Annotated in this window: 21 protein-coding genes; 6 read left to right on the plus strand and 15 right to left on the minus strand. The window is 75.2% G+C overall.

What is annotated here, in order from left to right; genetic code table 11:
* Nucleotides 1-5: 5 nt before the first annotated feature.
* From E8D37_RS08505 to E8D37_RS08520, 4 genes are all read right to left on the minus strand, one after another.
* A complete protein-coding gene (locus E8D37_RS08505; protein WP_136569333.1) occupies nucleotides 6-1,016 on the minus strand; it encodes a hydroxymethylglutaryl-CoA lyase in 1,011 nt (336 codons plus the stop codon).
* A complete protein-coding gene (locus tag E8D37_RS20535; protein WP_206055653.1) occupies nucleotides 1,013-3,127 on the minus strand; it encodes a biotin carboxylase N-terminal domain-containing protein in 2,115 nt (704 codons plus the stop codon). Before E8D37_RS20535 ends, E8D37_RS08505 begins: the two co-directional genes overlap by 4 nt.
* A gap of 5 nt (nucleotides 3,128-3,132) precedes the next feature.
* Nucleotides 3,133-4,719, minus strand: coding sequence for a carboxyl transferase domain-containing protein (locus E8D37_RS08515; protein WP_136569611.1), 1,587 nt, complete (start codon nucleotides 4,717-4,719; stop codon nucleotides 3,133-3,135).
* 74 nt (nucleotides 4,720-4,793) lie between these two features.
* Nucleotides 4,794-6,095, minus strand: coding sequence for a glycosyl hydrolase (locus E8D37_RS08520; protein WP_168929685.1), 1,302 nt, complete (start codon nucleotides 6,093-6,095; stop codon nucleotides 4,794-4,796).
* A gap of 188 nt (nucleotides 6,096-6,283) precedes the next feature.
* Here E8D37_RS08520 and E8D37_RS08525 point away from each other — a divergent pair, with 188 nt between their 5' ends.
* Nucleotides 6,284-6,841 (plus strand): TetR/AcrR family transcriptional regulator, encoded by a 558-nt coding sequence (locus E8D37_RS08525; RefSeq protein WP_136569335.1) that lies wholly within the window; start codon nucleotides 6,284-6,286, stop codon nucleotides 6,839-6,841.
* 77 nt (nucleotides 6,842-6,918) lie between these two features.
* Here E8D37_RS08525 and E8D37_RS08530 read toward each other — a convergent pair whose 3' ends face one another.
* Both E8D37_RS08530 and E8D37_RS08535 read right to left on the minus strand, forming a co-directional pair.
* On the minus strand, nucleotides 6,919-7,695 hold the full coding sequence (locus tag E8D37_RS08530; protein ID WP_240770287.1) for an SWIM zinc finger family protein: 777 nt from the start codon (nucleotides 7,693-7,695) through the stop codon (nucleotides 6,919-6,921).
* Nucleotides 7,692-10,661: a DEAD/DEAH box helicase gene (locus E8D37_RS08535; protein WP_240770288.1), complete on the minus strand. Its 2,970-nt coding sequence runs from the start codon at nucleotides 10,659-10,661 to the stop codon at nucleotides 7,692-7,694. The genes E8D37_RS08530 and E8D37_RS08535 overlap by 4 nt, the downstream gene beginning before the upstream one ends.
* A gap of 190 nt (nucleotides 10,662-10,851) precedes the next feature.
* Here E8D37_RS08535 and E8D37_RS08540 point away from each other — a divergent pair, with 190 nt between their 5' ends.
* On the plus strand, nucleotides 10,852-11,337 hold the full coding sequence (locus E8D37_RS08540; protein WP_136569337.1) for a glutathione peroxidase: 486 nt from the start codon (nucleotides 10,852-10,854) through the stop codon (nucleotides 11,335-11,337).
* A gap of 193 nt (nucleotides 11,338-11,530) precedes the next feature.
* Here the strand turns inward: E8D37_RS08540 and E8D37_RS08545 are convergent, their stop codons facing one another.
* A complete protein-coding gene (locus tag E8D37_RS08545) occupies nucleotides 11,531-13,591 on the minus strand; it encodes a DEAD/DEAH box helicase (protein WP_240770325.1) in 2,061 nt (686 codons plus the stop codon).
* 269 nt (nucleotides 13,592-13,860) lie between these two features.
* Here E8D37_RS08545 and E8D37_RS08550 point away from each other — a divergent pair, with 269 nt between their 5' ends.
* The gene (locus E8D37_RS08550; RefSeq protein ID WP_136569339.1) at nucleotides 13,861-14,397 is read left to right on the plus strand and encodes a hypothetical protein; all 537 of its coding nucleotides are present in this window, start codon (nucleotides 13,861-13,863) and stop codon (nucleotides 14,395-14,397) included.
* Between the two features lie 68 nt (nucleotides 14,398-14,465).
* Here E8D37_RS08550 and E8D37_RS08555 read toward each other — a convergent pair whose 3' ends face one another.
* The 5 genes from E8D37_RS08555 to E8D37_RS08575 all read right to left on the minus strand — a co-directional run bounded on the left by E8D37_RS08555 (nucleotide 14,466) and on the right by E8D37_RS08575 (nucleotide 20,044).
* Nucleotides 14,466-15,692, minus strand: coding sequence for an ATP-binding protein (locus E8D37_RS08555; protein WP_136569340.1), 1,227 nt, complete (start codon nucleotides 15,690-15,692; stop codon nucleotides 14,466-14,468).
* Nucleotides 15,689-16,384, minus strand: a complete 696-nt coding sequence (locus tag E8D37_RS08560; RefSeq protein ID WP_206055673.1) for a response regulator transcription factor — start codon at nucleotides 16,382-16,384, stop codon at nucleotides 15,689-15,691. The genes E8D37_RS08555 and E8D37_RS08560 overlap by 4 nt, the downstream gene beginning before the upstream one ends.
* 392 nt (nucleotides 16,385-16,776) lie before the next feature.
* Entirely contained in the window at nucleotides 16,777-17,598 is an 822-nt protein-coding gene (locus E8D37_RS08565; protein ID WP_136569342.1) for a 2-phosphosulfolactate phosphatase, read from the minus strand.
* Between the two features lie 13 nt (nucleotides 17,599-17,611).
* Nucleotides 17,612-19,564: a M13-type metalloendopeptidase gene (locus tag E8D37_RS08570; protein WP_136569343.1), complete on the minus strand. Its 1,953-nt coding sequence runs from the start codon at nucleotides 19,562-19,564 to the stop codon at nucleotides 17,612-17,614.
* A gap of 117 nt (nucleotides 19,565-19,681) precedes the next feature.
* The gene (locus E8D37_RS08575; RefSeq protein ID WP_136569344.1) at nucleotides 19,682-20,044 is read right to left on the minus strand and encodes a hypothetical protein; all 363 of its coding nucleotides are present in this window, start codon (nucleotides 20,042-20,044) and stop codon (nucleotides 19,682-19,684) included.
* Between the two features lie 56 nt (nucleotides 20,045-20,100).
* Here E8D37_RS08575 and E8D37_RS08580 point away from each other — a divergent pair, with 56 nt between their 5' ends.
* Entirely contained in the window at nucleotides 20,101-20,484 is a 384-nt protein-coding gene (locus E8D37_RS08580) for a DCC1-like thiol-disulfide oxidoreductase family protein (RefSeq protein WP_136569345.1), read from the plus strand.
* Nucleotides 20,485-20,504: 20 nt separating this feature from the next.
* Here E8D37_RS08580 and E8D37_RS08585 read toward each other — a convergent pair whose 3' ends face one another.
* Entirely contained in the window at nucleotides 20,505-21,812 is a 1,308-nt protein-coding gene (locus E8D37_RS08585) for a M15 family metallopeptidase (protein WP_136569346.1), read from the minus strand.
* A 186-nt stretch (nucleotides 21,813-21,998) separates the two neighbouring features.
* Here E8D37_RS08585 and E8D37_RS08590 point away from each other — a divergent pair, with 186 nt between their 5' ends.
* Nucleotides 21,999-22,862, plus strand: a complete 864-nt coding sequence (locus E8D37_RS08590; RefSeq protein ID WP_136569347.1) for a GTP-binding protein LepA — start codon at nucleotides 21,999-22,001, stop codon at nucleotides 22,860-22,862.
* A 225-nt stretch (nucleotides 22,863-23,087) separates the two neighbouring features.
* Here the strand turns inward: E8D37_RS08590 and E8D37_RS08595 are convergent, their stop codons facing one another.
* Complete coding sequence (locus E8D37_RS08595; RefSeq protein WP_136569348.1) at nucleotides 23,088-23,477, minus strand: hypothetical protein; 390 nt, start codon at nucleotides 23,475-23,477, stop codon at nucleotides 23,088-23,090.
* A gap of 200 nt (nucleotides 23,478-23,677) precedes the next feature.
* Nucleotides 23,678-24,058: a hypothetical protein gene (locus E8D37_RS08600; protein ID WP_136569349.1), complete on the minus strand. Its 381-nt coding sequence runs from the start codon at nucleotides 24,056-24,058 to the stop codon at nucleotides 23,678-23,680.
* Between the two features lie 194 nt (nucleotides 24,059-24,252).
* Between E8D37_RS08600 and ppgK the strand changes: the two genes are divergently transcribed.
* Nucleotides 24,253-24,996, plus strand: coding sequence for a polyphosphate--glucose phosphotransferase (ppgK, locus tag E8D37_RS08605; RefSeq protein WP_136569350.1), 744 nt, complete (start codon nucleotides 24,253-24,255; stop codon nucleotides 24,994-24,996).
* Nucleotides 24,997-25,036 lie beyond the last annotated feature (40 nt).

The following is a 25,036-nucleotide window of genomic DNA, read 5'->3' on the forward strand; positions in this document are numbered from 1 at the left end:
ACCGCTCACCCGCCGTCGGCACCCGATCCCACCTCCGGCCCCGCCTCCTGTCCCGCCTCGTGTCCCGGTGCCAGGGCGCGCACGACGGCCGAGGGGCTCGGACGGCCCAGGGCCCCGGCCATCCAGGCGCTGGTGGCCACGAGGGCGTCCAGGTCGACGCCGTGCTCGACGCCCAGGCCGGTGAGCATCCACACCAGGTCCTCGGTCGCCAGGTTCCCGGTCGCCGAGCGGGCGTAGGGGCAGCCGCCCAGGCCCCCGGCGGAGGTGTCGAAGGTGCTGACGCCGGCGCGCAGGCCGGCCAGGACGCCGGCGAGCGCCTGCCCGTAGGTGTCGTGCAGGTGCAGCGCCAGGCGGTCCGGCCCCACCCCGGCGTCCCCGAAGGCGGCGACGAGGGCCGTCACGTGACCGGGCGTCGCGACGCCGATGGTGTCGCCCAGGCTCAGCTCCTCGGCCCCCAGGTCGAGCAGGCGCAGCCCCGCCTCGACGACCTGCGCGAGCGGGACCGCCCCCTCCCACGGGTCGCCGAAGCACATGGAGAGGTAGGCGCGGACCCGGCAGCCGGCGTCCGTCGCCCGCGCCACCACCGGGGCGAACATCGCGTACTGCTCGTCCAGCCCCCGGTTGAGGTTGCGGCGCGCGAAGGTCTCGGTCGCCGAGCCGAAGACCGCGAGGTGCCGCGCCCCGAGCGCGAGCGCCCGCTCCAGCCCCCGCTCGTTGGGCACGAGGACGGGCAGGTCGCGGGCCCGCTCCCCCAGGTCGTCCCGCAGCCCGGCGAGGAGGTCCTCGGCGTCGGCGAGCTGGGGCACCCAGCGGGGGTGGACGAGGCTGGTGGCCTCGACGACGGGCAGGCCGGCGTCCAGGAGGCGCCGGACGAAGGCCGCCTTCGCCGGGGTGGGGACGAACCCCGCCTCGTTCTGGAGCCCGTCGCGCGGGCCGACCTCCCAGATCCGCACCCGCGCGGGCAGGCCGGGCTCCGGGTGGACGGCCGGGAGCGATTGCGGAGCACGTTCATTCACTGTGCTTGACCCCCGATTTCCCCGGTTGCCGGTTCGACGAACTGGGAGAACGCATGTTCCACGTGGAACATCTCACGTCCGCGCGACACCTGTTCTCCGACTTCGACGTCGACCCGGGTCACGGTGCCGGCGTGCGGCGCCGCCAGCGCGAGCTCCATCTTCATCGCCTCCAGCACGCCCAGGACCTCCCCCTGGGCAACCTCCTGGCCCTCGCTCACGCGCACCTGGGTCACGGCCCCCGGCATGGGTGCCACCACCAGCCCGTCGCCGGCGGCGCCACGCGTGCCCCCCGCGCCCCCTGCGCCCCCTGCCGCCCGCGGCGTCGCCTCGAGGACCAGGCGCTGGCCGCGGTGGCAGGCCTGGGCGCGGGGCGGGCCGCCGCGCTGGGGTCCGGGCTGGACGTCGACGACGACCGTCTCCCGGGTCGTGGCGCCCGCCGCCCGTTCAACCGCACCGCTCACGTCCGTCACGTCCGCGACCACCGTGTGGTCGGCCGCAGAGTGCACCCGCACCTCCAGCACCCTCGTGGTCCCCCGGACACCCGGGTCCTGTTCCGCGTCCTCCCAGGTCAGCCGCCCGTGCTCCGGGCCCAGCCGCTCCACCGCCACCGGGACGTCGAGCCGGACCCGGGCGGGCGCCGCCGGCCCCGAGGACCGGAACCCGTCGGCGGCCCACGGGTCTCCGGGGGTGGCGGTGAGGGTGGGCAGCCAGGCCGCGCACCACGCGGTGACGGCGCGCGCGACGGCCGGGTCGGGGGCGGGTGGGAGCGGCTCACGATCCAGCCAGGCCGTGTCCAGGGGGCCGGCGGCGAACGCCTCGCTCGCCGCGAGCGCCCGCAGGAACCCCACGTTGGTGGTCATCCCCAGCACCGCGGTGGCGTCGAGGGCCCCGACGAGGCGGGCGCGCGCCTCGTCGCGGTCAGCGCCGGCGGCGACGACCTTGCCGAGCATCGGGTCGAAGCCGGTCGTGACGACGTCCCCGGACGCGAGCGCGTGGTCGACGCGGACGCCGGGCCCGGCCGGCCAGCGCACCAGGGTCGCGGCCCCGGCCTGGGGCAGGAAGCCGCCGTAGGCGTCCTCCGCGTAGACCCGCGCCTCGATCGCGTGGCCGGTGACGGCGACGTCCGCCTGCGTGAACCCGAGCGGCTCGCCCGCGGCGACGCGGAGCTGGAGGGCCACGAGGTCGGGGTGCTCCCCGCGCACGGTCGTGGTCTGCTCGGTGACGGGGTGCTCCACCTGGAGCCGGGTGTTCATCTCCAGGAAGAAGAACTCCCCCGAGGCGACGTCGACGAGGAGCTCGACGGTGCCGGCCCCGGTGTAGCCGACCCGGGAGGCCAGCGAGCGGGAGGCGTCGAGCAGCCGGGTGCGGGTGGCGTCGGGCAGGTCGGGGGCGGGGGCCTCCTCGAGCACCTTCTGGTGCCGGCGCTGGGCCGAGCAGTCGCGGTCGCCGAGGGTGACGACCGTGCCGTGGGCGTCCCCCATGACCTGGACCTCGACGTGCCGCCCGCGCTCGACGAACCGCTCCACGAGCATCGTGTCGTCCCCGAAGGCTCCCGCCGCCTCGCGCCGGGCCGCGGCCAGCGCGTCGGGGTAGGCCTCCGCGGACCGGACGACCCGCATCCCCTTGCCACCGCCGCCCGCGGCGGCCTTGACGAGGACGGGGTAGGTGAAGCCGGCCGGGTCGTCGCCGGGCGACCAGGCGGGGAGAACGGGGACGCCGGCCTCGGCGGCGAGCTCGCGCGCCCTGTCCTTGCGCCCCATCGCGTCCAGCACGTCGGCGCCCGGGCCGACGAACCCGACCCCGGCACGCTCGAGGGCCCGGGCCAGGTCGGCCCGCTCGGAGAGGAAGCCGTAGCCGGGGTGGACGGCGTCCGCACCGCAGGCCACCGCGGCCGCGACCACGGCGTCGACGTCCAGGTAGGAGGCCACCTCCACGCACGCGTCGGCGGCGGCGAGGTGGTGGGCCCCGGCGATCCCGGCCGTCTCGCCGGGCACCCGCAGCGCCACCGTGCGCAGGCCGAGCCCGCGGGCGGTGCGCAGCACCCGCAGGGCGATCTCGCCGCGGTTGGCGACGAGGAGGGTGCGGATCGGGCGGGTCACCGGCGAGGCCACGGCGCTCACATCCGGAAGAGCGGCGTGAACCGCTCGGGCAGGGGCGCGCGGCCCGCGACGGAGAGCGCCAGGCCGAGGACGCGGCGGGTGTCGGCCGGGTCGAGCACCCCGTCGTCCCAGAGCCTCGCGGTGGCGTACCAGGGGGAACCCTGCCGCTCGTACTGGGCGCGGATCGGCGCGCGGAACGCCTCCTCGTCCTCCGCCGACCAGGTCTCCCCGCGGGCCTCGAGCCCGTCGCGCCGGACCGTGGCGAGGACCGAGGCCGCCTGCTCCCCGCCCATGACGGAGATGCGGGCGTGCGGCCAGGTCCACAGGAAGCGCGGGTCGTAGGCGCGACCGCACATGCCGTAGTTCCCGGCACCGAAGGAGCCGCCGGTGACCACCGTGAGCTTCGGGACGCGGGTGGTCGACACCGCCGTCACCAGCTTCGCCCCGTCCTTGGCGATCCCGGCGTTCTCGTACTCGCGCCCGACCATGAAGCCGGCGACGTTCTGCAGGAAGAGCAGCGGGATGCCGCGGGCGTCGCAGAGCTCGACGAAGTGGGCGCCCTTGAGCGCGGACTCGGCGAAGAGGATGCCGTGGTTGGCCAGGACGCCGACCGGGTGGCCGTGCAGGTGCGCGAACGCGCAGACCAGCGTCTCGCCGTAGAGCGGCTTGAACTCGGTGAACCGGCTGCCGTCGACGAGGCGGCGCAGCACCTCGCGCGGGTCGTAGGGCGTGCGGACGTCGGCGGGCACCACGTCGACGAGGCCGGCCGGGTCGAGCAACGGCTCCTCGACGTCCCGCACCTCCCACGGCGGGGACGCCGGCGGCGGCAGGGTGTCGATGATGCCCCGCACGAGGTCGAGCGCGTGCTCGTCGTCCTCGGCGAGGTGGTCGGCCACCCCCGACAAGCGCGCGTGCACCTCGGCACCGCCCAGCTCCTCGGCGGTCACGACCTCGCCGGTGGCCGCGCGGACCAGCGGCGGGCCGCCCAGGAAGATCGTGCCCTGGCCGCGGACGATGACGGTCTCGTCGCTCATGGCGGGGACGTAGGCACCGCCCGCGGTGCACGACCCCATCACCGCGCTGACCTGCGCGATCCCGGCGGCGGAGAGGCGTGCCTGGTGGAAGAAGATGCGGCCGAAGTGCTCGCGGCCGGGGAAGACGTCGTCCTGGAGCGGGAGGTAGGCGCCACCCGAGTCCACCAGGTAGACGCAGGGCAGGTGGTTCTCCTCGGCCACGCGCTGGGCCCGCAGGTGCTTCGTCACCGTGAGCGGGAAGTAGGTGCCGCCCTTGACGGTCGCGTCGTTGGCGACGACCACGACCTCGCGGCCGGCGACCCGGCCGATCCCCGCCACCACGCCGGCGGACGGCACGGCGTCGGGGCGGTCGAGGCCCGGCGTCCCCGGCGCGTCGGGGGTCTCGTCGTAGAGCCCCGTGGCGGCCAGCGGCGCGAGCTCGAGGAAGGGGCTGCCGGGGTCGAGGAGCCGGTCCACCCGGTCGCGGGCGAGCAGCTTGCCGCGGCCCACGTGGCGCTCGCGGGCCCGCTCCGGCCCGCCCTGCCGGGCCAGCGCCAGGCGGGCGTGCAGCTCGGTCACCAGCGCGCGCATCTCGCTCACCGCGCCAGGTTAGCGATCGTTAACCTCTCCTGACCAGGGGTGGCGGGGCGCGGGCCAGGCGCGGGTCAGCGCACCTGGCAGACGGCCCCGCAGGAGGCGAACCACTGCTGGCCGTCGGCCAGCGAGGCGATCTGCTTCTTGCCGGCGCCGTCGTCGAACCAGAACATCACGTAGGCCGGCAGCACCGACTGCGCCGAGGCGGTGTCGAGCACCTCCTGGGGGTCGAACGCGCCGGCGTAGTCGTCGCGCGGGCCGACCTCGGTGAACGCGGCGCGCAGGCCCGTGGCCGCCAGCTCGCTGTAGCCGGTGACGTCGAGCATGCCGGTCTCGCTGCCGTCCGAGCCCAGGCACAGCCCGTCGGAGGCGAGGTCGCAGTAGGCGTCCACCCCGACGAGGTCGACGCTGGCGGGCAGCGCGTTCGTGGTGTCGACCGTGGTGCCGGAGTTGTCGGCGTTCTGCCCGTAGGCCCAGGCGATGTTGTGGATGCCGCGGTCGTAGGCCCGCTGCTGCATGGCCGCGTAGAGCTGCACGAGCGTGGAGGAGTCGGCCGCGCCCCACCAGAACCAGTCGCCGTTGGACTCGTGGAGGGGACGGAAGAGGACGGCCACCCCACGGTCCTGGAGCGCCTGGAAACGGTCGAGCACCGCGTCGTAGTCGGACCAGAAGGCGACCCCCGCGTCGGTCGAGGAGTCCAGCACCTGCGAGAGCTTCCCCTGGCCGGTGGTGTCGTCGGCGGCGCCGCCGGTCCAGGGGTTCGGCGCATGCCAGGAGGCGGTGAGGACGACGCCCTGGTCGGCGATGGCCGCGAGGTCGCTGGTGTGGTCCGAGCCGTAGCCGAGGGCGTCCACGAGCTCCTGGGCGTCGAAGCCGACGACCGCCGGCAGCGCGCCGAGGCGGTTGAGGGGGCGCGCCCAGTGCGCGCTGGAGATGTTGACCTGCTGGCCGAGGCCGACCTGGCCGTTGTCGCGCCAGGAGTCGATGGTCGCCAGGAGGCAGCCGACGGCCGCCGTCGCCTCGCTGTCCACGGGCGCGGTGTCGGGGTAGCAGGTCTCCTGCGCCGCGGAGGAGGAGTCGGTGGCCGTGGCCGAGTCCGTGGCGGCCGCGTCCGTCGAGGCGGTCTGGCTGGGGTCGCTGGTCACCGTCGTCGTCACCGTCTCCGTCGGTTCGGCGGCCTCGCCGGCGCTGGCGTCGTCGTTGGCACCGACGACCTCGCGCACCGCCCCGCTGAGGCCGCCCTTGGCCACCGCCAGGGCGCTGCCCAGCCCCGCGTCGACCACGGCCAGGTGGGTGATGCCCATCGCCAGGACGGCGCCCACGACCGAGAACACGGCCGCTGAGCGGCGGGAACGGCGATCGGGGTCGGGCACGAGGTACATGGTCGGTCATCGGGCTGTGAACCGTGGCAGGTCCCCCACACCCCGCCCGGGCGAGCCCTGTGTCACTCGTCACGGCACGCCGCGTCGGAGCTGCCCGCCGCGTCCTGGCGCGTCCTGCTGCGTCCTGCCGCCCCGGACGCGGCGTCGGGCTCGGGAGCCGGATCGGTAGCGTGTCGCGCGTGAGCCGGCGCGAGCAGATCCTCGACACCGCCGCCGGGCTGTTCGCCGCCCGCGGCTTCCACGGGGTCTCCGTCGCCGAGCTCGGCGCCGCCTGCGGCATCTCCGGGCCTGCGCTCTACAAGCACTTCGGCTCCAAGGACGCCCTCCTGGCGGCCATGCTGGAGCAGATCAGCGAGCACCTCCTGGACGAGGGCCGCCGCCGTGTCGCCGAGGCCGGCTCGCCCGCCGCCGCCCTGCGCGGCCTCGTCGCCCACCACGTCGACTTCGCCCTCGAGCACCCCGCGCTCATCGTCGTCCAGGATCGCGACTGGGCGAGCCTGCCCGACGCCGCCCGGGAGCGCGTCCGCGACCTCCAGCGCGCCTACGTGGAGGAGTGGGCCGACCAGGTCTCCGCGCTCCACCCGGGGCTCACCCCCGACGAGGCCCGCGCCACCGCCCACGTCGTGTTCGGCCTGGTCAACTCCACCCCGCACTCCGCCCTGCTGCCCGCCGACGAGATGCGCGGGCTGCTCACCGCCGCGGCGCTGCGGGTGCTCGAGGTGCCCGCCGGGGGCTGAGGCCGGGCGGTCAGAAGCCGGGGCGGTCGGAAGCCGGGCGGTCCGGGGCCGGGCAGTCCGGGGCCGGGCGGGAGCGGTCAGGGGAGCAGGTGGGCCGGCAGGTCGGCGTCCTGCCCCGGAGCGCCGGGCGGGTGCTCCTCCAGCCAGGCCAGCCACCGGCGCGCCCGCACGGCCGCGTCGAGCGCGAGGTCGATCTCCGGCGCCTCGGGCTCGCCGCCGGGGCCGTCGGCCTCCCGTTCCTCGCGCTCCCGGGCGGCCTCCCGGACGCGGGCCAGCAGCCGCTCGCGGGGCAGGCCGCGCAGGTGCCACAGCAGCAGCGGCTCCCCCTCGAGCAGCCAGCCGACCTGCACCAGCACCGCGAGGGCGTGCTCGCAGGGGTCGACCCAGTGCCGGCAGGTGCAGTCGCAGGAGAGCTCGTCGCCGTAGGGCAGCAGCTCGACGCCGGCCTCCTCGGCGTGCTCGACGAGGTCGTGCGGCAGGTCGCCGGCGAGCAGGGCGTCCGCGCGGGCAGGCTCGGCGAGGACCACCTCGACCAGGGCGGCGGCATCCCCGTCGTCCAGGAGGGGGACCGTCACCACCACCGACGCCGGCCCCTCCCGCGTCTCCACGGCCGCGGTGACCCGGCCCGGCTCCAGGCGCAGGCCGCCGACCCCGCCGGTGCGGGCGAGGCGCCGGCCGGCCACGAGGTCCGGCTCGCCGTAGGCGGCCTCCTCGGCCGCCCGGTCCCAGGCGCGGGCCCACCACTGGCGCAGGCGCGGGGCCTGGCGCCGCGCCGCCAGCGGCGCGTGCAGCAGGACGTCGCCGGGCCGGCGTGCGCCCGCCCCGGACGGTCCCGGCTGGGCCGGCTCGCTCACCGCAGCGTCACCAGGTCGCGCAGCTCGTCGTTGCTCAGCTCGGTCAGCGCCGCCTCGTGGCCGCCGAGGACGGCGTCCGCGAGGGCCCGCTTGCGCGCCAGCAGCTCGGCGACCTTCTCCTCGACCGTGCCCCGGGTGACCATGCGGTGCACCTGGACGGGCTTGGTCTGGCCGATCCGGTAGGCGCGGTCGGTGGCCTGCTCCTCGACGGCCGGGTTCCACCAGCGGTCGACGTGCACCACGTGGTCGGCGCGGGTGAGGTTGAGCCCGGTGCCCCCGGCCTTGAGGCTGAGCAGGAAGACGGGGACGCGGTCGGGGCCGTCGTCCTGGAACCGCCGCACCATCGCCTCGCGCTCGCGCACCGGGGTGCCGCCGTGGAGGAACTGGTGCGGGATGCCCGCGCGCGTGAGGTGGCCCTCGATGATCCGCGCCATCGCGACGTACTGGGTGAAGACCAGCGCGGCGCCGTCCTCGGCGAGCACGGTGCCCAGCAGCTCGTCGAGGAGCTCGATCTTGGGCGAGCGGCCGCTGCTGCGCGCGCCCGTGCGGCCCAGGAACTGCGCGGGGTGGTTGCAGATCTGCTTGCACCCGGTGAGGAGCGCCAGGACCAGGCCGCGGCGGGTCTCCTCGTCGGCCCGCTCGATGCGGTCCATCGTCTCGCGCACGAAGGTCTCGTAGAGCACGGCCTGCTCGCGGGTGAGCGTGAGCGGGTGGTCCGTCTCGGTCTTGGGCGGCAGCTCCGGGGCGATGCCCGGGTCCGACTTGCGGCGCCGCAGCAGGAACGGCCGCACGAGCTCGGCGAACTGGACGGCCTTGGCTGGCTCCTCGCCGGACTCGATCGGCGCCGCCCACACCCGACGGAAGGCCAGCCTGCTGCCCAGGAGGCCGGGCACGAGCCAGTCGAGGATCGACCACAGCTCGGTGAGGTCGTTCTCCACCGGGGTGCCCGTGAGCGCGACCCGGGCGGAGGCGGGCAGGGCCCGCAGCGCGCGGGCGGTCGCGGACCGCGAGTTCTTCACGTGCTGCGCCTCGTCGGCGACCACGAGCCCCCAGGGCACGTCCGCCAGCAGCCGCGCGGGCTCGGCGGCGTCCTTGCCGCCCGCGGCGACCAGGTCGGCGCGCATGGTGCCGTACGTGGTGAGGACGAAGCCGGGGTCGGTGCCCGCGTCTGTCTGGTCGGCGTCCAGCAGCGTGCCCTGGTCGGCACCGCCCGCCCCGAGGCCGACGAGGGAGCGCTGCGAGCCGTGGAACCGGCGCACCGGGACGCCCGGCGCGAACCGCCGGATCTCGGACTCCCAGTTGCCGAGCAGGCTCGTGGGGCAGACGACGAGGGTGGGGCCGGCGTGGCAGGAACGGGCCTGCGCCGTGCGGTGCAGGTGGAGCGCGATGAGGGTGACGGTCTTGCCCAGACCCATGTCGTCGGCGAGGCAGGCGCCCAGCCCGAGGCCGGTGAGGTGCGCGAGCCAGGAGAGGCCCTGGCGCTGGTAGCCGCGCAGGGTCGCGTCCAGGCCCGCGGGCTCGGCGAGCTCCTCCCCCGCCCCGGCGGCGGCGAGCCGCTCGCGGACCCGCAGCAGGCTCGCGCCGAGCACCACCGTGGGCGCGGCACCCCACTCGTCCTGCCCTGCGCGTCCGGGCGGGCCCGGGTCGGGCTCGGGCTCCAGCGCGGCCCCGTCGGTGAGGGCCGCGGCGATCGCCTCGGCCGGGCGCACGGTGCGCACGAGCCGCTTGCGGGCCTTGCGGGCGACGGAGGGGTCGACGACGGTCCAGGCGCCGCGCAGCCGCACGACCGGCGAGGCCGCCTTGGCCAGGGCGTCCATCTCCTCCTCGGTGAGCGGGTCCTCCCCGAGGGCGACCTGCCAGGAGAAGGCGAAGACGGTGTCGGGGCTGAGCAGGCCCGTCTGGAGCTGGCCCTCGCGGCCGGCCGCCGGTGCGCGGCGCTCGTCGAGCACCAGGGAGGTGGTGAGGTCGCGGCCCAGGGCCCGAGGCCACAGGACGTCGACGCCCCGGGCGGCCAGCGCGGACACCCCGTGCTCCAGCAGGTCCGCCAGCTCGTCGGGCTCGAGGACGAGCTGGGTCGGCACCCGCTCGTCCAGCAGGCGCTCCAGCACCGGCCAGGCCGCCGCGGCGCCGCGCAGGGCGGCGGTGGCGTGCACGCGGGCGCGGTCCCCGAAGCCGTGCTCGTCGGGGTCGTCGAGCCAGAGCGCGGAGGCGTCCGCGAGGTGCAGCGGGTCCTGCTCGTCGGCGACCTGCGGCACGAGCCGCACCGACCCCGCGCCCAGGTCCTCCTCGTCGGCCTCGACCCGCAGCGACAGCGTCACCAGCGTCGGCAGCGATCCCGCGTGCCGGTGGCGGGCCAGGCGGTCTGCCAGGCGACGCTGGAAGTCCGGGGACGGCCCCGGCACGGCGCGCCCCAGCGGGAGCGGGTCGTCCTGGTCGTCGTGGTCGTGAGTGCCGGGGTCCCGGCCGGTCGGCGGCCGACCCGGCAGCCCGCGGCTCGTGCCGGGGCGCGCGCCCGACCGCGTGCCTGCGCGCCCGCCGGTGCTCGCCGGGCCGGGTGCCGCCTTGGGCATGGCGTCCACCACGGCGTCCAGGACCTCGCGGACGACCTCGAGCGCCTTGGCCTCGTCCAGCGCGTCGTGGGCCTGGGCGGCGGCGAGCATGCGCGCCCTGTCCTCGTCGGCCGGGTCGAGGGTGCCGACCTGCCACGCCGGCGGCTCGCCCTCGCGGCTCGGTGCGGGCTCGAAGGCGCCCGCGGCCACGAGCCGCATGCCGAGCAGCGCCGCGCCGGACAGCAGCCGCGTCGAGGGGTGGAGGTCGCTGCGTCCGTGCGCTTTGGTCAGCACCGGCAGCGCCGCCCGCATCGGGAGCACCACCGTGCGCCGCTCGTCGACGAACTCCACGACCGACTCCCGCGGCGGCCGGGCCGCGCGGAACGTCGCGGTGCCGGTGACGGGGACGAAGCTCACGGGCCGACCGTAGCCGCGCCCGCCGACAACCTCGTCGCCCCCCGCTGCTGGTGCGGCTGCTGCGCCCGGCGGCGGCGATAGTCCCTGACGAACGGACCCCATTTCGGGACGATTCGGGGTCCGTTGGTCAGGGACTGTCCCCACTTCGGGGGCGTGGGAGCGGGTGGGGCCGCGGCGCTACGTTGAGCGCATGACGCTCCTCGACACCCCGATCGCCCGCCTCGACGGCACCCCGGGCACCCTTGCCGACCTCACCGGACGCAAGCCGGCCCTCCTCGTCAACGTCGCCTCGAAGTGCGGCCTGACCCCGCAGTACGCCGGCCTCGAGGCCCTCGCCGAGGAGCTGGGCGGCCAGTTCACCGTCGTCGGCCTCCCCTGCAACCAGTTCGGCGGCCAGGAGCCCGGCACGTCCGAGGAGATCGCCGAGTTCTGCTCGGCCACCTACGGCGTCACCTTCCCGATGAGCGAGAAGATCGAGGTGAACGGGGACGACCGACACCCGCTCTACACCGCGCTGGTCACGACGCCCGACGAGCACGGCAACGCCGGCGACATCTCGTGGAACTTCGAGAAGTTCGTCATCGACGCGGACGGCGGTGTGGTCGCCCGGTTCTCCCCGCGCGTGGAGCCCACCGACGACCGGCTGCGGTCGGTCATCGCGCAGCAGCTCGGCTGAGCTGCTCCGGTCGCAGCCCGGCCGCCCGGGACGTCATACGTCTGAGGGACTGTGCGTCCCGCCCGTATGACGTCCCCGAGCCGCCGGGTGCGACGTCATACGTCTGAGGGACAGTGCGTCCCGCCCGTATGACGTCCCCGAGCCGCGCGACGAAGCGGCCGGCAAGCAGCAGGCCGCGACGAGGGGGCGGGACTCAGCCGGAGACCCCGAGGACCAGCGGGTGCACGGACGCGGCGCCGGCGCGGAGGATCGCGCGGGCGGCGAGGGTGGTGCACCAGCCGGTGTCGAGCAGGTCGTCCACGAGGAGGACCCGGGCGCCGGCGAGCGCGCCCGGCTCCCGCTCGACCAGGTCGAACCGGCGCCCGACGGCCGCCACCCGCTGGGCCGAGTTGGCCCGGCCGGCGGCCGGCGGGACGTCGGGGTCGACGACCGCCCAGCGGCCCAGCACCGGGAACCCGGACTGGCGGGAGAGCCCGTCGGCGAGGTCGGCGACGAGGGTCGGGCGCGTGACGGAGTCGGTCGCGACGATCGCGTCGACGTCGGGCCGCCAGTCGCGCAGCACCTCCAGCACGGCCCGCACCAGGGGCACGGGGACGGGGCCGTCCTCCGCGCCCTCGCGGAACAGCGCCCGCAGCGCCTGGCCGTGGCCGAGGTCGGTGAGGCGGGCGACGGCCCGCCCCTCCTGGGCCTGCTCGGCCACCTTGCCCTTGAGGGACAGCCCGATCCGGTCCAGGCCCGTCGGCCACATCTTGCGCGGCGGCAGCGGCACCCCGGGGCGGTCGAGCCGCTCCCGGGCGGAGGCCACCGCGTCCTCCGACACCGCCGTCGAGGGGGCGAAGCCGCCGCAGTTGTCGCAGCGTCCGCAGTCGACGGCCTCGGGGTCGTCGAGCTGCTCGCGCAGGTAGCGCATCCGGCACACGTCGGTGCGCAGGTACTCCAGCATCGCGGCCTGCTCGCGCTCGCGGGCCTCGCGGACCCGGTCGTAGCGCGCCTGGTCGTAGACCCACGGCTGCCCCGTGGACTCCCAGCCGCCGCGCACCCGGCGCACCGCGCCGTCCACGTCGAGGACCTTGAGCATCGTCTCCAGCCGGGTGCGGTTGAGCTCGACGCGGGTCTCCAGGGCCGCCGTGCTCATCGGCCGCCCCTCCTCGGCCAGGACCGCGAGCGTCTCACGCACCAGCTCCTCGCGGGGGAACGCCAGGGAGGCGAAGTACGCCCAGATGTCGCGGTCCTCCACCGCCGGCAGCAGGACGACGGTCGCCGACTCGCTCCGCGCGTCCAGCCCGCGCCCCGCGCGACCCACCTGCTGGTAGTACGCCACCGGTGAGCTGGGCGCCCCAAGGTTCACGACGAAGCCGAGGCTGGCGTCGAAGCCCATCCCCAGGGCGCTGGTGGCGACGAGCGCCTTGACCCGGCCGGCCGCCAGGTCGGCCTCGAGCGCCTGCCGCTCGGTGGCCTCGGTCTGCCCCGAGTACGCGGCGACCTCATGGCCCCGCGAGCGCAGGTAGTCGGCGACCTCCTGGGTCGCGGCGACCGTGAGGCAGTAGACGATGCCCGAGCCGGGCTGCTCCGCCAGGTGGTCGGCCAGCCAGGCGAGCCGCTGGTCGGGCGTCTTGAGGTGGACCACGCCGAGTCGCAGCGACTCGCGGTCCAGCGAGCCGCGCAGCACCAGCACCTGGCCCGAGCGCACCGAGCCGAGCTGCTGCTCGACGTCCGCGGTGACCCGCTCGTTGGCGGTGGCGGTGGTGGCGAGGACGGGGATGCCGTCGGGCAGGTCCTCCAGGAGGGTCGCGATGCGCCGGTAGTCGGGGCGGAAGTCGTGGCCCCAGTCGGAGATGCAGTGGGCCTCGTCGACGACGAGCAGGCCGCAGGTGGCGGCCAGGCGCGGCAGCACCTCGTCGCGGAAGCCGGGGTTGTTGAGCCGCTCGGGGCTCACCAGCAGCACGTCGACCTCGCCGGCGCGGATCTGCTCGTGGATCGGCTCCCAGTCGCCCGCGTTGGTCGAGTTGATCGTCACCGCGCGGATGCCGGCGCGGGTGGCGGCCTCGATCTGGTTGCGCATGAGCGCGAGCAGCGGGCTGACGATCACGGTCGGGCCGGCCCCCGCCTCACGGCGCAGGAGCGTGGCGACGAAGTAGACGGCCGACTTGCCCCAGCCGGTGCGCTGGACGACGAGGGCCCGGCGGTGGTCCACCGCCAGCGCCTCGATGGCCGTCCACTGGTCCTCCCGGAGCCTCGCCTCGTCCTTGCCCACCAGGGCGCGGAGGTGCTCCTCGGCGCGCGCCCGGGCGGCGGCGCGGGCGGCGGGGTCGACGGCGGGATCGGCGACGCGTGGGGCGGAGGAGGAGTCGGCAGGCACGTCCCGATGTCTACCAGCGCGTGCCGACGCCCTGGCAGACCCGGGCGCCCGGGCTGGGGACCAGCACGCGGGAGGAGCGCCCTGTGGACGGTTCCCGGCTCTCACAGCCACCGCCTCGCAGGCGCTCAGGCCCACTCCAGCAGCGAGGCGCAGGATCGGCCCCCGTGACCGTCCAGCCGTTCTCCCTCCCTCATCCGCACGTCCCCCACCGGCTGGTCCACCGTGCCCGAGCCTCGCTCTCCCGCGTGCTGCGTCCTGTCCTCGACAGCGACACGACGCGACGGGTGACGAGGGCGGTGGCCTCCTCGCTGGCGTTGCCTGCGGTGCGGCTGGCGGTCGCCCCTCTTCTCCTGCTGCCGTTCGTGCCGTGGCTGGTCCGGCTCTCCGGCCCCACCGCCCTCTCCGACCTGAGCGGCGGCCTGGGCTCGGTCCCCGTCGTCCTGTGGTGGCTGGACGTGGCCCTCGCCGTCGGCGTCTCGGTCCAGGCGTTCGTCTCCGACCTGCTGGACCTGCGCGCGGACCGGACGCTGCCCACCGACCGCGCCACCCGCAGGATGGTCGTCATCGCGCTGCTCACCAGCCCGTGGGGCTACCTGGCCGCGCGCGCGGAGGCCACGCGCGAGTGGGGCCCGTTCTACGCCGCGAGCATCGTCGGGCTGGGCGGGACGCTCGTGTTCGGCGTCGCCCTCATGACCTCCTGACACCCCCGCGGACGCCCGCGGACGCCCGCGGTCACCCGCGCGCGGCCACCCGCGCGCCCGGCACGGGCTCAGACCGCGACGGCCGGCACGACACCCTCGACCCGGGTGCCGCGGCCCGGCGCGCTCTCGACCCGCAGGACGCCGCCGAGCGCCTCGACCCGCGCCTCCAGGCCCGCCAGGCCGCCCTCGGCGCCGACCGCAGCGGGGTCGAACCCCCGCCCGTCGTCCGCGACCACGAACGCCGGGCCCGCCTCGTCCCGCAGCTCGACCCGCACCTCCTGGGCCGCCGCGTGCTTGGTGGCGTTGGTCAGCGCCTCCATCACGGTGAAGTAGACGGCCGCCTCGACGGCCTCGGGGTAGCGCGGCACGCCCGCGTCCAGGACGACGCAGCTCACCGGCGCCTGCAGCGCGGCCGCCCGCAGCGCCGCCACCAGCCCGCGCTCGGTGAGCACGGCCGGGTAGATGCCGCGCGCCAGCTCGCGCAGCTCGCGGACGGCCTCCAGGTTCTGCTGGACCGCCTCGTCGAGGGCCGCCTGGACGACGTGGCAGTCGGACGTCTCGGTGAGGCGACGGATCTGCCCCAGCCGCAGGCTCAGGCCCACCAGGCGCTGCTGGGCACCGTCGTGCAGGTCCCGCTCCAGGGTCCGGCGGGCGGCGTCTGCTGCCCGGACCACGCGCTCGTTGGCCACCCGGAGCGCGGCCGCCTGCGACTCCAGGCGCCGGTAGGTGTCGAGCACGACCCACGCCACCACGGCGACGATGATCGGCGAGAAGATCACGACGGAGACGACGGGGCCGATGGAGTCGACCTCCGGCAGGGCCACGCGGCGGTGCTCCGCGACACCCGCGGCGACGCCCGAGGAGACCACGACGGTCACGGTCGTGATGAGCAGCAGCCGGCGGTCCAGCAGCGGGATCGTCACCATGAGCGGCACGAGCAGCGCGAGCACCGCCAGCGGCGAGAGGAACGGGGTGACCCACACGGCGCCGAGGGAGAACACCACCGTGGAGGCGAGCACGGAGAACCCGGCCACGCGACCCTCGGCGCGGTGCAGCCACGGCGCCGACACCAGCAGGACGCCGAGCGCCAACCCCATCACCACGAGGTCCTGCGCGATCGAGACCGACCTCGCTCCCGCCACGTAGGCGGCCGCCAGGGCGAGCGTGGAGGAGCCGACCGCGGCCGCGTTCACCCACCAGTACTGGCGGGCTCGCGCCGCCGAGGCGGCCGAGTGGAGGTCCCCCTGCAGGGGCACGTGGCCGGTCGCGGAGCCGCCGGCCCGGGAGGGGCTCACCGCCGCGGACCGGGCGTGGCGGCCCGGCTCGGCGCCCCGATCTCGCTCAGGTAGACCAGCGCCGCCGCGACCCTGCGGTGCGTCTGCGTGTCCTGCGGCAGCTCGAGCTTGGTGAGCACCGAGCTCACGTGCTTCTCCACGGCCCGGTCGGTGACCACGAGCTGCTCGGCGATCGCCTGGTTGCTCAGCCCGCCGGCGACCAGGCCCAGCACCTCCAGCTCGCGGGGGGTCAGCCGGCTCAGGGGGGAGCCGGGACGCTTGCGGCCCGCCGACACCAGCATCTCCACGACGGTCTCGTCGACCACCGAGCCGCCCGCGGCCACCGTCCGCAGGCTCTCCACCAGCTGCGCGGCGTCCCCGACCCGCTCCTTGAGCAGGTAGCCCCGCCCGTCCGACCCGTCGTCGACGAGGTCCAGCGCGTACTGGGCGTCGGCGTACTGGGTGAGCACGAGGACGCCGAGGTCCGGGTGGCTGCGGCGCAGCGTGCGGGCCGCGCGGATGCCCTCGTCGCCGTGGCCGGGCGGCATCCGGACATCGGTGAGCACCACGTCGGGCGCGTGCGCCTCGACCGCGGCCAGCAGACCGGGCAGGTCCGCCGCCACGCCGACCACCTCGACGTCCTCGAAGCCCTCGAGCAACGCCAGCAGGCCGGCCCGGATGAGGTCACCGTCCTCGGCCACGACCACCCTCAGCACCTGGTTCACGAAGGTGATGCTAACCACCCCGGGCACGGTCGGGACCTCGCCACCGACCGCCCCGACCCGGACCGCCACGGGCCGGTGACGTGACGGTGCGTCACCTGCAACGACGCCGCGTGCACCCGCGGCGTCGGGCCCCGGTCGCCAAACCTTTGCCGAAGGGTGGTGCTGGCACCACCGACCCCGTCGGAGCCCGCGACCAGAATCAGTGCCGAGCCTTGATCACACATCGCTCGCGAGCGGGCGCCGGTCTCGGCGCCCGCTCAATACATTTCTGGTGCCCCTTCCCCGCACGCGGCCGCGGGGCGCCCACGCGGGCCCGCCCGAACGGGCGCAGCCCCTGCCCGGTTCGCCGGTCCTGTCGTGCCCGGAGGCGCAGGCACCGCTCAGCCCGCGACCAGGCGCCCGTCGCGCAGCACGGGCACCACGTCGTCGGCGTCCACCTCGGCCGCGAGGTCGACGTCCGCGTCGAAGCCCCGCGCCACCAGCTCGCCGCCGGAGGCGCAGCCGCGCAGCAGCCGACCCGCGTGGCCGGCGTGGTCGGTCCGACCGCCCAGCGCCACCCAGGTGACGCGCGCCGAGAGCGCCTCGGGGGAGAACCGCGAGGTGCCGAGCTCGACCGCGAGGGCCGCCAGCACGGCGCCGGCGCCCCAGAGGTCCTCCTCCGCGGGGCGCAGCGAGCCGTCGTGCCACCGCTCGCCGGCGGCCACGACGACCACCGGCCGGCCGGCCAGCACGGGCTCGACCAGCGCGGACGCCACGGCCCGCGCCGAGCGCAGGGCGGCGACCCACACCTCGACGCCCGCCGCGGCCAGGCCGGTGACGATCGTGGAGCCGTTGGGGCTGGGCAGGACGAGCCGGGGCGGGAGGTCGCCGCGGCCGTGCGCCGTCACCACGGACGCCGGGGAGAGCGACACGGTGCCGGCCCCCGACTCGCTCCGGCCGACCGCCACGGCGGCGTCGTGGCAGCGGGCCAGCTCCGCGGCGCGCTCGTCGCGCCACGGGCACGGCACGACCTGCGTGCCGTGGGCGAGCGCGACCGAGACGGTCGTGGAGAAGCTGAGGACGTCGACGACCACGGCCAGCGGCACGGCGTCCTGCCCTGCGTCCTGCTCGGCGGCCGTGACGCAGGCGAGAGCCCCCTGCAGCCCCCAGGCCAGGCGGACCTGCGAGGAGTGCTGGCCGTGGGCGTGAGCGACGCTGCTCATCCCGGGGCTCCCGTCACCAGATCCGGACCCGGTCCTCGGGGTCGAGCCACAGGCCGTCGCCCGGCTGCGTCCCGAAGACCTCGTGGAACTCGGCGAGGTTGCGCACGATGTTGGCGCGGAACTCCGGCGGGCTGTGCGGGTCGATCGTGAGGAACTGCTGCTCCTGCTCCTTGCGGCGCTTCGTGCGCCACACGTAGGCCCAGTTCGTGAAGAGCGCGCGGCGGTCCTCGACGCTCGCCTCCCCGTCGCAGGCGATGACGTAGGCGCGGTGGGCGATGGTGAGGCCCCCCAGGTCGCCGATGTTCTCGCCGACGGTGAGCGCGCCGTTGACGTGCTCGCCGGGCAGGCTGCGGGGCTCGAAGCCGTCGTACTGGCTGATCAGCTTCTTCGACTTCAGCTCGAAGGCGGCCTTGTCGTCGCTGGTCCACCAGTCGTTGAGGTTGCCGGCGCCGTCGTACTGGGCGCCCTGGTCGTCGAAGCCGTGGCCGATCTCGTGGCCGATGACCGCGCCGATCCCGCCGTAGTTCTCGGCCGGGTGGGCGTCGGGGCTGAAGAACGGCTTCTGCAGGATGCCCGCGGGGAAGCAGATCTCGTTCGTGCCCGGGTTGTAGTAGGCGTTGACGGTCTGCGGGAGCATGAACCACTCGTCGCGGTCGACCGGGGCGCCGATCTTCGCCAGCTGGCGGTCGGTCTCGAAGGCGGAGGAGGCCGCCACGTTGGCCAGCAGGTCGGTGGTGATCGTGAGCGCGGAGTAGTCGCGGAACGTGTCCGGGTAGCCGATCTTCGGCCGGAAGGTGTCCAGCTTGGCGTAGGCCCGCTGCTTGGTCTCCTCCGTCATCCAGTCCAGCTCCGAGATGGACTGGCGGTAGGCGGCCAGCAGGTTGGCCACCAGGTCGTCCATGAGGGCCTTGGACGTCGGCGGGAAGTGCCGGGCCACGTACTCCCTGCCCACGGCCTCGCCGAGCGCCCGCTCGACCATCGCGACGCCGCGCTTCCAGCGGGCCCGCAGCTCCGGGGTGCCGTTGAGCGTGCGGCCGTAGAAGTCGAAGTTCGTCTCCACCAGGTCGTCGGTGAGGTAGGGCGCGCCGTTGCGGATGACGTGGCTGGTCAACCAGGCCTGCCAGTCGGCGAGCGGGACCTCCTCGAGCACCGTGGAGAGGTGGGAGAAGAAGGACGGCTGGCGCACGCAGACCTCGCCCATGACCTCCTCGGCGCTGCGGTGCGAGCCCGACAGGTTGGTCACGTAGACCTCCCAGTCGAACGCCGGGCACAGCTCCACGACCTCGGCGAGCGTCCTCAGGTTGTACGTCTTCTGGACGTCGCGGGTCTCCGCGCGCTCCCAGTGCCCGGCCGCGAGGCGGGTGTCCAGCGCGAGGATCGTGGCGGCCTTGCCCGCCGGGTCCTCGACGCCGCCCTGGGTCAGCAGCCGGGTCAGGTAGGCCACGTAGGCCTCGCGCACCTCGGCGAACTTCTCGTCGCGGTAGTAGGACTCGTCCGGCAGCCCCAGCCCGCCCTGCCCGAGGTGGAACAGGTAGCGGTCGGAGTTGCGGTCGTCGGTGTCGATGTAGGAGCCGAAGAGGCCGTGGCCGCCCAGGCGCTCGAACTCGCCGAGGAACGCGGCGAGGTCGCGGACGTCGCGCAGGCCGGCGACCGCCGCGAGCTGCGGCTGGAGGGGCTGCAGGCCGCGCGCCTCGATGGCGTCGGTGTCCATGAAGGAGGCGAACAGGTCGCCGATCTTGCGGGCCTCGTCGCTCATGGTCGCGGAGTCGCCGGCCGCCAGGTCGGTGATGATCTCGCGGACCTGCGCCTCGGCCGCGTCGGCGAGCTGGACGAAGGGGCCCCAGCTCGAACGGTCGGAGGGGATGTCCACCTCGGCCAGCCAGCGGCCGTTGACGTGGCCGAACAGGTCGTCGACCGGGCGGACGGAGGGGTCCATGCCCTCGCGGGCGTCGTCCAGGATGCTCACGAGCCCGACCCTAGCCCCCACCCGGTCCCGCCGGGCAGGGTCAGCGCCCCGCGCGGGTGGGCCGGGGGTGGGCCGGGCCGGTGGGCCGGGCCGGTGGGCCGGGCCGGTGGCGCAGCCTCAGCCGGCGGCCTCGTCGAGCGCGGCGCGCACCGACATGACGACGGTCTCGGGGTCGACGCCGTCGCGGGCGGCGAGCTCGGCGACGAGGCGACGGATCACCAGCAGGGTGCCGCCCATGAGCGGGGAGATGTCGAGCTCGAGCTCGTCGGTGTCCTCGTCGAGCAGCAGCTCGATCGCCTCGATCTCGAGGAGGTGGCCGAACACGAGCTCCATCTGGTCGCTCTCGGCCTCGCCGGTGAGGCCCTCGGAGGCCACCACGCCGTCCAGGATGATGTGGCCGGCCCGCCGGATGCGCTCCTCGTCGCTCATCTCGGGGGCGCCGTGCTCGTGGTCGTGGCCGTGGTCGTGGTCGTGGCTCATGCCGCCCATCCTGCCGGACCTGCCGGAGCCGTCCACGCCCCTGCCACGATGGTGGCGTGTCCGCACCCCTGCTCGTCTTCGACGGCGACTGCGCCTTCTGCTCGCGCTGCGCCGCCTGGCTGGCCGCCCGGGGCGCGTGCCGGGTGGAGTCCTGGCAGCGACTGGCGCTCGCCGGGGACCTGGGCGACCTGGGCCTCACCGAGGAGCAGGTGCGGACGGCGGCCTGGTGGGTGTCCGACGGGGCGCACCCGCTCGGTGGCGCCCGCGCGGTGGCGGCGGCCCTGCGGTCCTGCGCGGGCACGCCGCTGGCCGGGGCCTACCGCGCGCTCGGCGTCCTCGTCGACGCGCGGCCGGTGCGCCCGCTCGCGGCGGCGGTCTACGCGATCGTCGCCCGGTACCGGCACCGGATGCCCGGGGGCTCGCCGGCCTGCCGGCTCTGAGGCGCCCCGAGGCGGACAGGTCACCCGGGGGTGACGATCCGGTTCATCTCGAAGTGCATGGGGTCGGTGTAGGCCCAGTCCCCGCCCCAGGTGAAGCCCCACTTCTGGAAGACGGCCACCACGGTGCGGTTCATCTCCCCCACCGTCCCGCGCTGGTTGCCGGGCACGTTGAGGTCGAGCGCCAGGCCGAAGGAGTGGTTGGAGAGGGACGTCGTGCCGGCGATGAACCGGGGGTAGTAGCAGCCGGCGTACTCGCCGGGGTGGATCGCGGAGGACAGCCCCAGGTCGACGACCTCGTCGAGGGCGGCCCTCAGCTGCGGGAACAGCGCCTTGTTGCAGGTGACCCGCCCGAGGATCGGGACGGCCTCGGTGGCGATGTGCGCCGAGACCCAGGCGGGATCGGGGGCGATCCGGCCGCCGCCGAGCACGGTGTAGCTGAACTGCCCGACGGCCTCGCCGACGGTGCCGACCACGACGGCGGTCTGCGCGGCACCCACGGGCAGGTCGGGCCCGAGCACCTCGACGGCGGCTCCCGTGCCGGCCGCCCGGCCCACGGCGTCCTGCACCGACTGCGGCGAGGTGCGCGGGGCGACCGCCACCAGCAGCGCGTTGCCCCGCGTGAGCCCCAGCTCGGCGGCCCACTTCTCGTTGACCACCGCGTCGACCCCGGCCACCTGCGGGGCGTAGGCGCCGACGTGGGCGCGGGGGCTGTCCGCGGCGTTGCCGAGGGCGAGCCAGCCGTCGGCGTCCACCGGGAGCGTGGCGCGCAGCCCGGGCCGCACCGCGACCTCGCCGTCGGCCACCCGGTTCCACACCGCCTGGGTCTGGGCGCTGGCGGCGGGGGCGAACCGGCGGTACCGGGCGGGGTCGACGGCGAGCAGGTCCAGCGTCCTGTCCTCGACCAGCACCTGCGCCCGCGACACCTGCTCGACGAAGCGGACGCCGGTCAGCGACCGCACGCGCGCCACCGCGGCCGGCGTGAGCCGCCGCTGGGAGGTGACCAGGAGGTCCGCGCCGACCAGCGAGGCGGTGAGGGCGGCCGGACGCGCGACCGCCAGCGCGGGGTCCAGCCCGCTGGGCTCGGCGTCGCTGGACGGGTCGGCTGACGAGGCTGTCGACGAGGCGGCTGACGAGGGGGCTGACGAGGGGGTGCGGCCGGCCCTGCCCGTGGAGGCGCTCGAGGTCGGGTCCGACGCCGTGCCCCCTGAGCCCGAGGCGCTGGCGCTCGGCTCCGCGCCCGCGTCGGTGGTGCCCCCGGCGCAGCCGGTGGCGGCGAGGCAGAGAACCGCGACGAGCGCGGCGACGGCGGCGCGCACGCGGGTGCTCACCGACCGATCACGCCCCGCCTGCCGCACCGGCGCCTCCCGTCGTCCTGCCCCACCTCGGTGACGCGGGCCACGGCCCGCTCGCGTCATGGTAGGCGCGACGACCTGGCCGTTCAGGTGAGGGATGTGGTCAGGGTCACCTCGGCGGGGGCCTCACGATCCTGAGGAACACCTGAATACAGTGACGGGGTGTCCCGCCCCCACGCCGCCCAGGCCCGCCTCGTCGAGCACGTGCAGCGCCTCGGCGAGCAGCACCCGCCGATCCCGCTGGAGAGCGTGGACTTCTCGGTCCGCGACCCGCGGCTGCTGGACCAGCGCTTCGGCCACGTCCTCGACTTCATGGCCCGCGTGGAGCTCGAGGTGGACCGCAACGTCCTGGAGCTGCTGACCCTCCTGCCGGACCCGCCCGAGGTGGACGTCTTCTTCTACCGGGACGTCTGGCAGCCCCAGGAGATCCAGCACGGCCGCATCCTCGACGAGCTCCAGGTGCGTCTGGGCCGCAGCTACGCGGAGACGGACCTCGAGAACGTCGGCTTCAAGCTCCGCCTGCTCGGGATGCTCTCGCACGTGCCCGCGGTGCAGGACGTGAGCCGGATGCTCTACTACCTGACCGGCATGGCCACCGAGCGCTCCGCCGTGCTCGCCTACAACCTGCTCCACGACGGCCTCGTGGACATGGGCGAGCAGGCGATCGCCGAGACCGTCATCGTGCCGATCAAGCGGCAGGAGCCCGGGCACTACGCCTTCTACCAGCTCTCTGCGCGCGCCCTCTGGGAGCAGCTGGCCGCCTGGCAGAAGTGGCTGGTGCGCACGCTGCGCTCGTTCTCGTTCTCGCCGGTCGGGGTCAACAACCCCGAGCAGCTGGCGGACTTCGGGGACGTGATGACCACGCTCGGCATCGCCGACGACACCCAGTTCGTCGCTCAGGTCGCCCGGGTGGAGACCGAGCTGCTGTGGGCGCGGGAGCACGGACTCCCGGTGCCCGACTACGTCCTCAGCGCCTTCCGCGGCGCGGTGGACGCCGCGCGGGCACGCGCGGGTCTCGCGGCCTGATCCGGGGTTTTTCGGCTGGACCTGACTGCTGGGCCTGGCTGCTGGGCCTGGCTGCTGGACCTGGCTGCTGGACGCGTGCGGCGCGGCCGGCCTGGGAGGGTGGCCGGCCGCGCCGACGAGGCGCCGGCGGCAGTGGGACGTTGCCGTCGGCGTCCCGACCGGTCGCCCGTCGGGACGGGAGGGCGCCGGTGGCTGGGTGGGGCCGGCCGGTGGCCGGCCCGCGGCTCAGTGCCGCACGGAGACCGGCGACCCGCCGCGACGGCGCGCGTCGTTGGCGGCCTGGGCGAGCTGCTGGGCGAGCTTGTCGGCGCCGGCGCACTTGAACCGCAGCACGTGGCCGCCGATCCGCAGGCCGATCGGCTTGGTGCGCATCCCGTTGCCCAGCTCCACGCCGGTGATGTCGCTGGTCTTCAGCTTGAGCATGCCGGCGCCCGAGGAGGCGCGCGACGGCATGAACGTGAGGTGGAGCGGGGACATCATCAGGTTCCCCGGCACCCAGGTGGCGCCCCACTGCGTCTGGAACGCCAGGCACGCCTGGTCGGCCGGGCCCTGGCCCGCGCCGACGCTCTCGACCATGAGCTGGCCGTTCTTGGACCCCATGACTGCGTAGGACATGTCTTGAATGGTCCACGTCACAGGGGCTCCGTGCACGGCCAAGTTCCAACACACGCGTTCGCTGACAACATGTCCGGGCATCCCGGCAGGCCAGATACCCAGCTTGGTATCGCGCCTCGTCGCCCAGGGACTAGACAGGTGTCGGACGTGGGCTGGACCGGACGCGGTGCCCCTCAGCCGCGGGGCGCCCCGACCCGAGGTCAGACGCGACGGCCCAGGCTTCCGGCGCGGGCCGTGCGCGCGGCCTCGGCGATCTGGTCGGCCATCTTGTCCGCACCGGTGCACCGGAACTGGACAAGGTGCGTGGCCGTGCGCAGCGTCATCGTCTTCGACATGACACCCCCGCTGACCTCGATGCCCGTCACGTCCTCGGTCGAGAGCTTGAGCATCCCGGAGCCCGCCGACACCTTCGTCGGCAGGAACGTGAGGTGCAGCTTGGACAGCATCAGCCGCCCACCGACCCACTGAGCCCCCCACCGCTGCTGGAACGCGTCCAGCGCAGCGTCGGAACCCTTGCCACCCAGGCCGGTGCTCTGGATGAGCAGCTGCCCGTTCTTCGACCCCATGACCCCGTACGACATGTCCCGAGTCTTGACGGGTCGCCTGGGTGAGGGCAAAGAACCCGTGCAGACTCCGCCATTTGTCCCAGTCAGGACGCTGTGGCTGGTACTGACCTCATCCTGGTGCACGAGCGTCGGCTACCGGCCGGTCGCGAGGCCCGTCGGACGGGACGGGCGACTTGCCGCGCGCCCGTCGCTCCCCGGAGAGTGACCCCGTGAGCGAGACGCAGGCATTCGGCATCGACTTCGGCGGCACCGGCATCAAGGGCGCACCCGTCGACCTGGTGGAGGGCGACTTCGCCGCGGAGCGGGTCCGGGTGCGGACGCCGCAGCCGGCCACGCCCGAGGCCGTCGCGGCGGTCTTCGCGGAGCTGCTGTCGCAGTTCCCCGACAGCACCGGCCCCATCGGTGTCACGGTGCCCGGCGTCGTCCGGCACGGCGTCGTGGGCTCGGCCGCCAACATCCACGACTCCTGGGTCGGCACCGACGCCGACACCCTCTTCTCGAAGGCCACGGGCCGCACGGTGCACGCCGTCAACGACGCGGACGCCGCGGGCCTGGCCGAGGTGCGGTACGGCGCCGCCAAGGGCCGCACCGGCCTGGTGCTGGTCACCACGCTCGGCACCGGCATCGGCAGCGCGCTCGTGCTGGACGGCGTCCTCGTGCCCAACTCGGAGCTCGGGCACCTGGAGATCGACGGCTACGACGCCGAGACCCGCGCCTCGAACCGGGCCCGCGAGTCCGAGGAGCTCTCGATGGAGAAGTGGGCCAAGCGGCTGACCCGCTACTACCGGACCCTGGAGAAGCTCTTCTCCCCCGACCTGTTCGTGGTCGGCGGCGGCATCAGCAAGCGGCACGCCGAGTTCCTGCCGCTGCTCGACCTGGACACCGAGATCGTCCCGGCCACCCTGCGCAACAAGGCGGGCGTGGTCGGCGCGGCGCTGTACGCCACGACCTGAGCCACGCCCGCCCTGCGGGTGCCTGCGGTCCTGCCTGCGG

It is taken from the genome of Nocardioides sp. GY 10127 (assembly GCF_004919085.1).
In the GTDB taxonomy this organism is placed as follows: domain Bacteria; phylum Actinomycetota; class Actinomycetes; order Propionibacteriales; family Nocardioidaceae; genus Nocardioides.

Bases quoted from the DNA above. Each gene is read 5' to 3' on its own strand.
- E8D37_RS08600 (WP_136569349.1), bottom strand. From the start codon at position 24,058: ATGTCGTACGGGGTCATGGGGTCGAAGAACGGGCAGCTGCTCATCCAG.
- E8D37_RS08515 (WP_136569611.1), bottom strand. From the start codon at position 4,719: ATGCGCGCGCTGGTGACCGAGCTGCACGCCCGCCTGGCGCTGGCCCGG.
- E8D37_RS08540 (WP_136569337.1), top strand. From the start codon at position 10,852: ATGACGCTCCTCGACACCCCGATCGCCCGCCTCGACGGCACCCCGGGC.
- E8D37_RS08595 (WP_136569348.1), bottom strand. From the start codon at position 23,477: ATGTCCTACGCAGTCATGGGGTCCAAGAACGGCCAGCTCATGGTCGAG.
- E8D37_RS08575 (WP_136569344.1), bottom strand. From the start codon at position 20,044: ATGAGCCACGACCACGACCACGGCCACGACCACGAGCACGGCGCCCCC.
- E8D37_RS08565 (WP_136569342.1), bottom strand. From the start codon at position 17,598: ATGAGCAGCGTCGCTCACGCCCACGGCCAGCACTCCTCGCAGGTCCGC.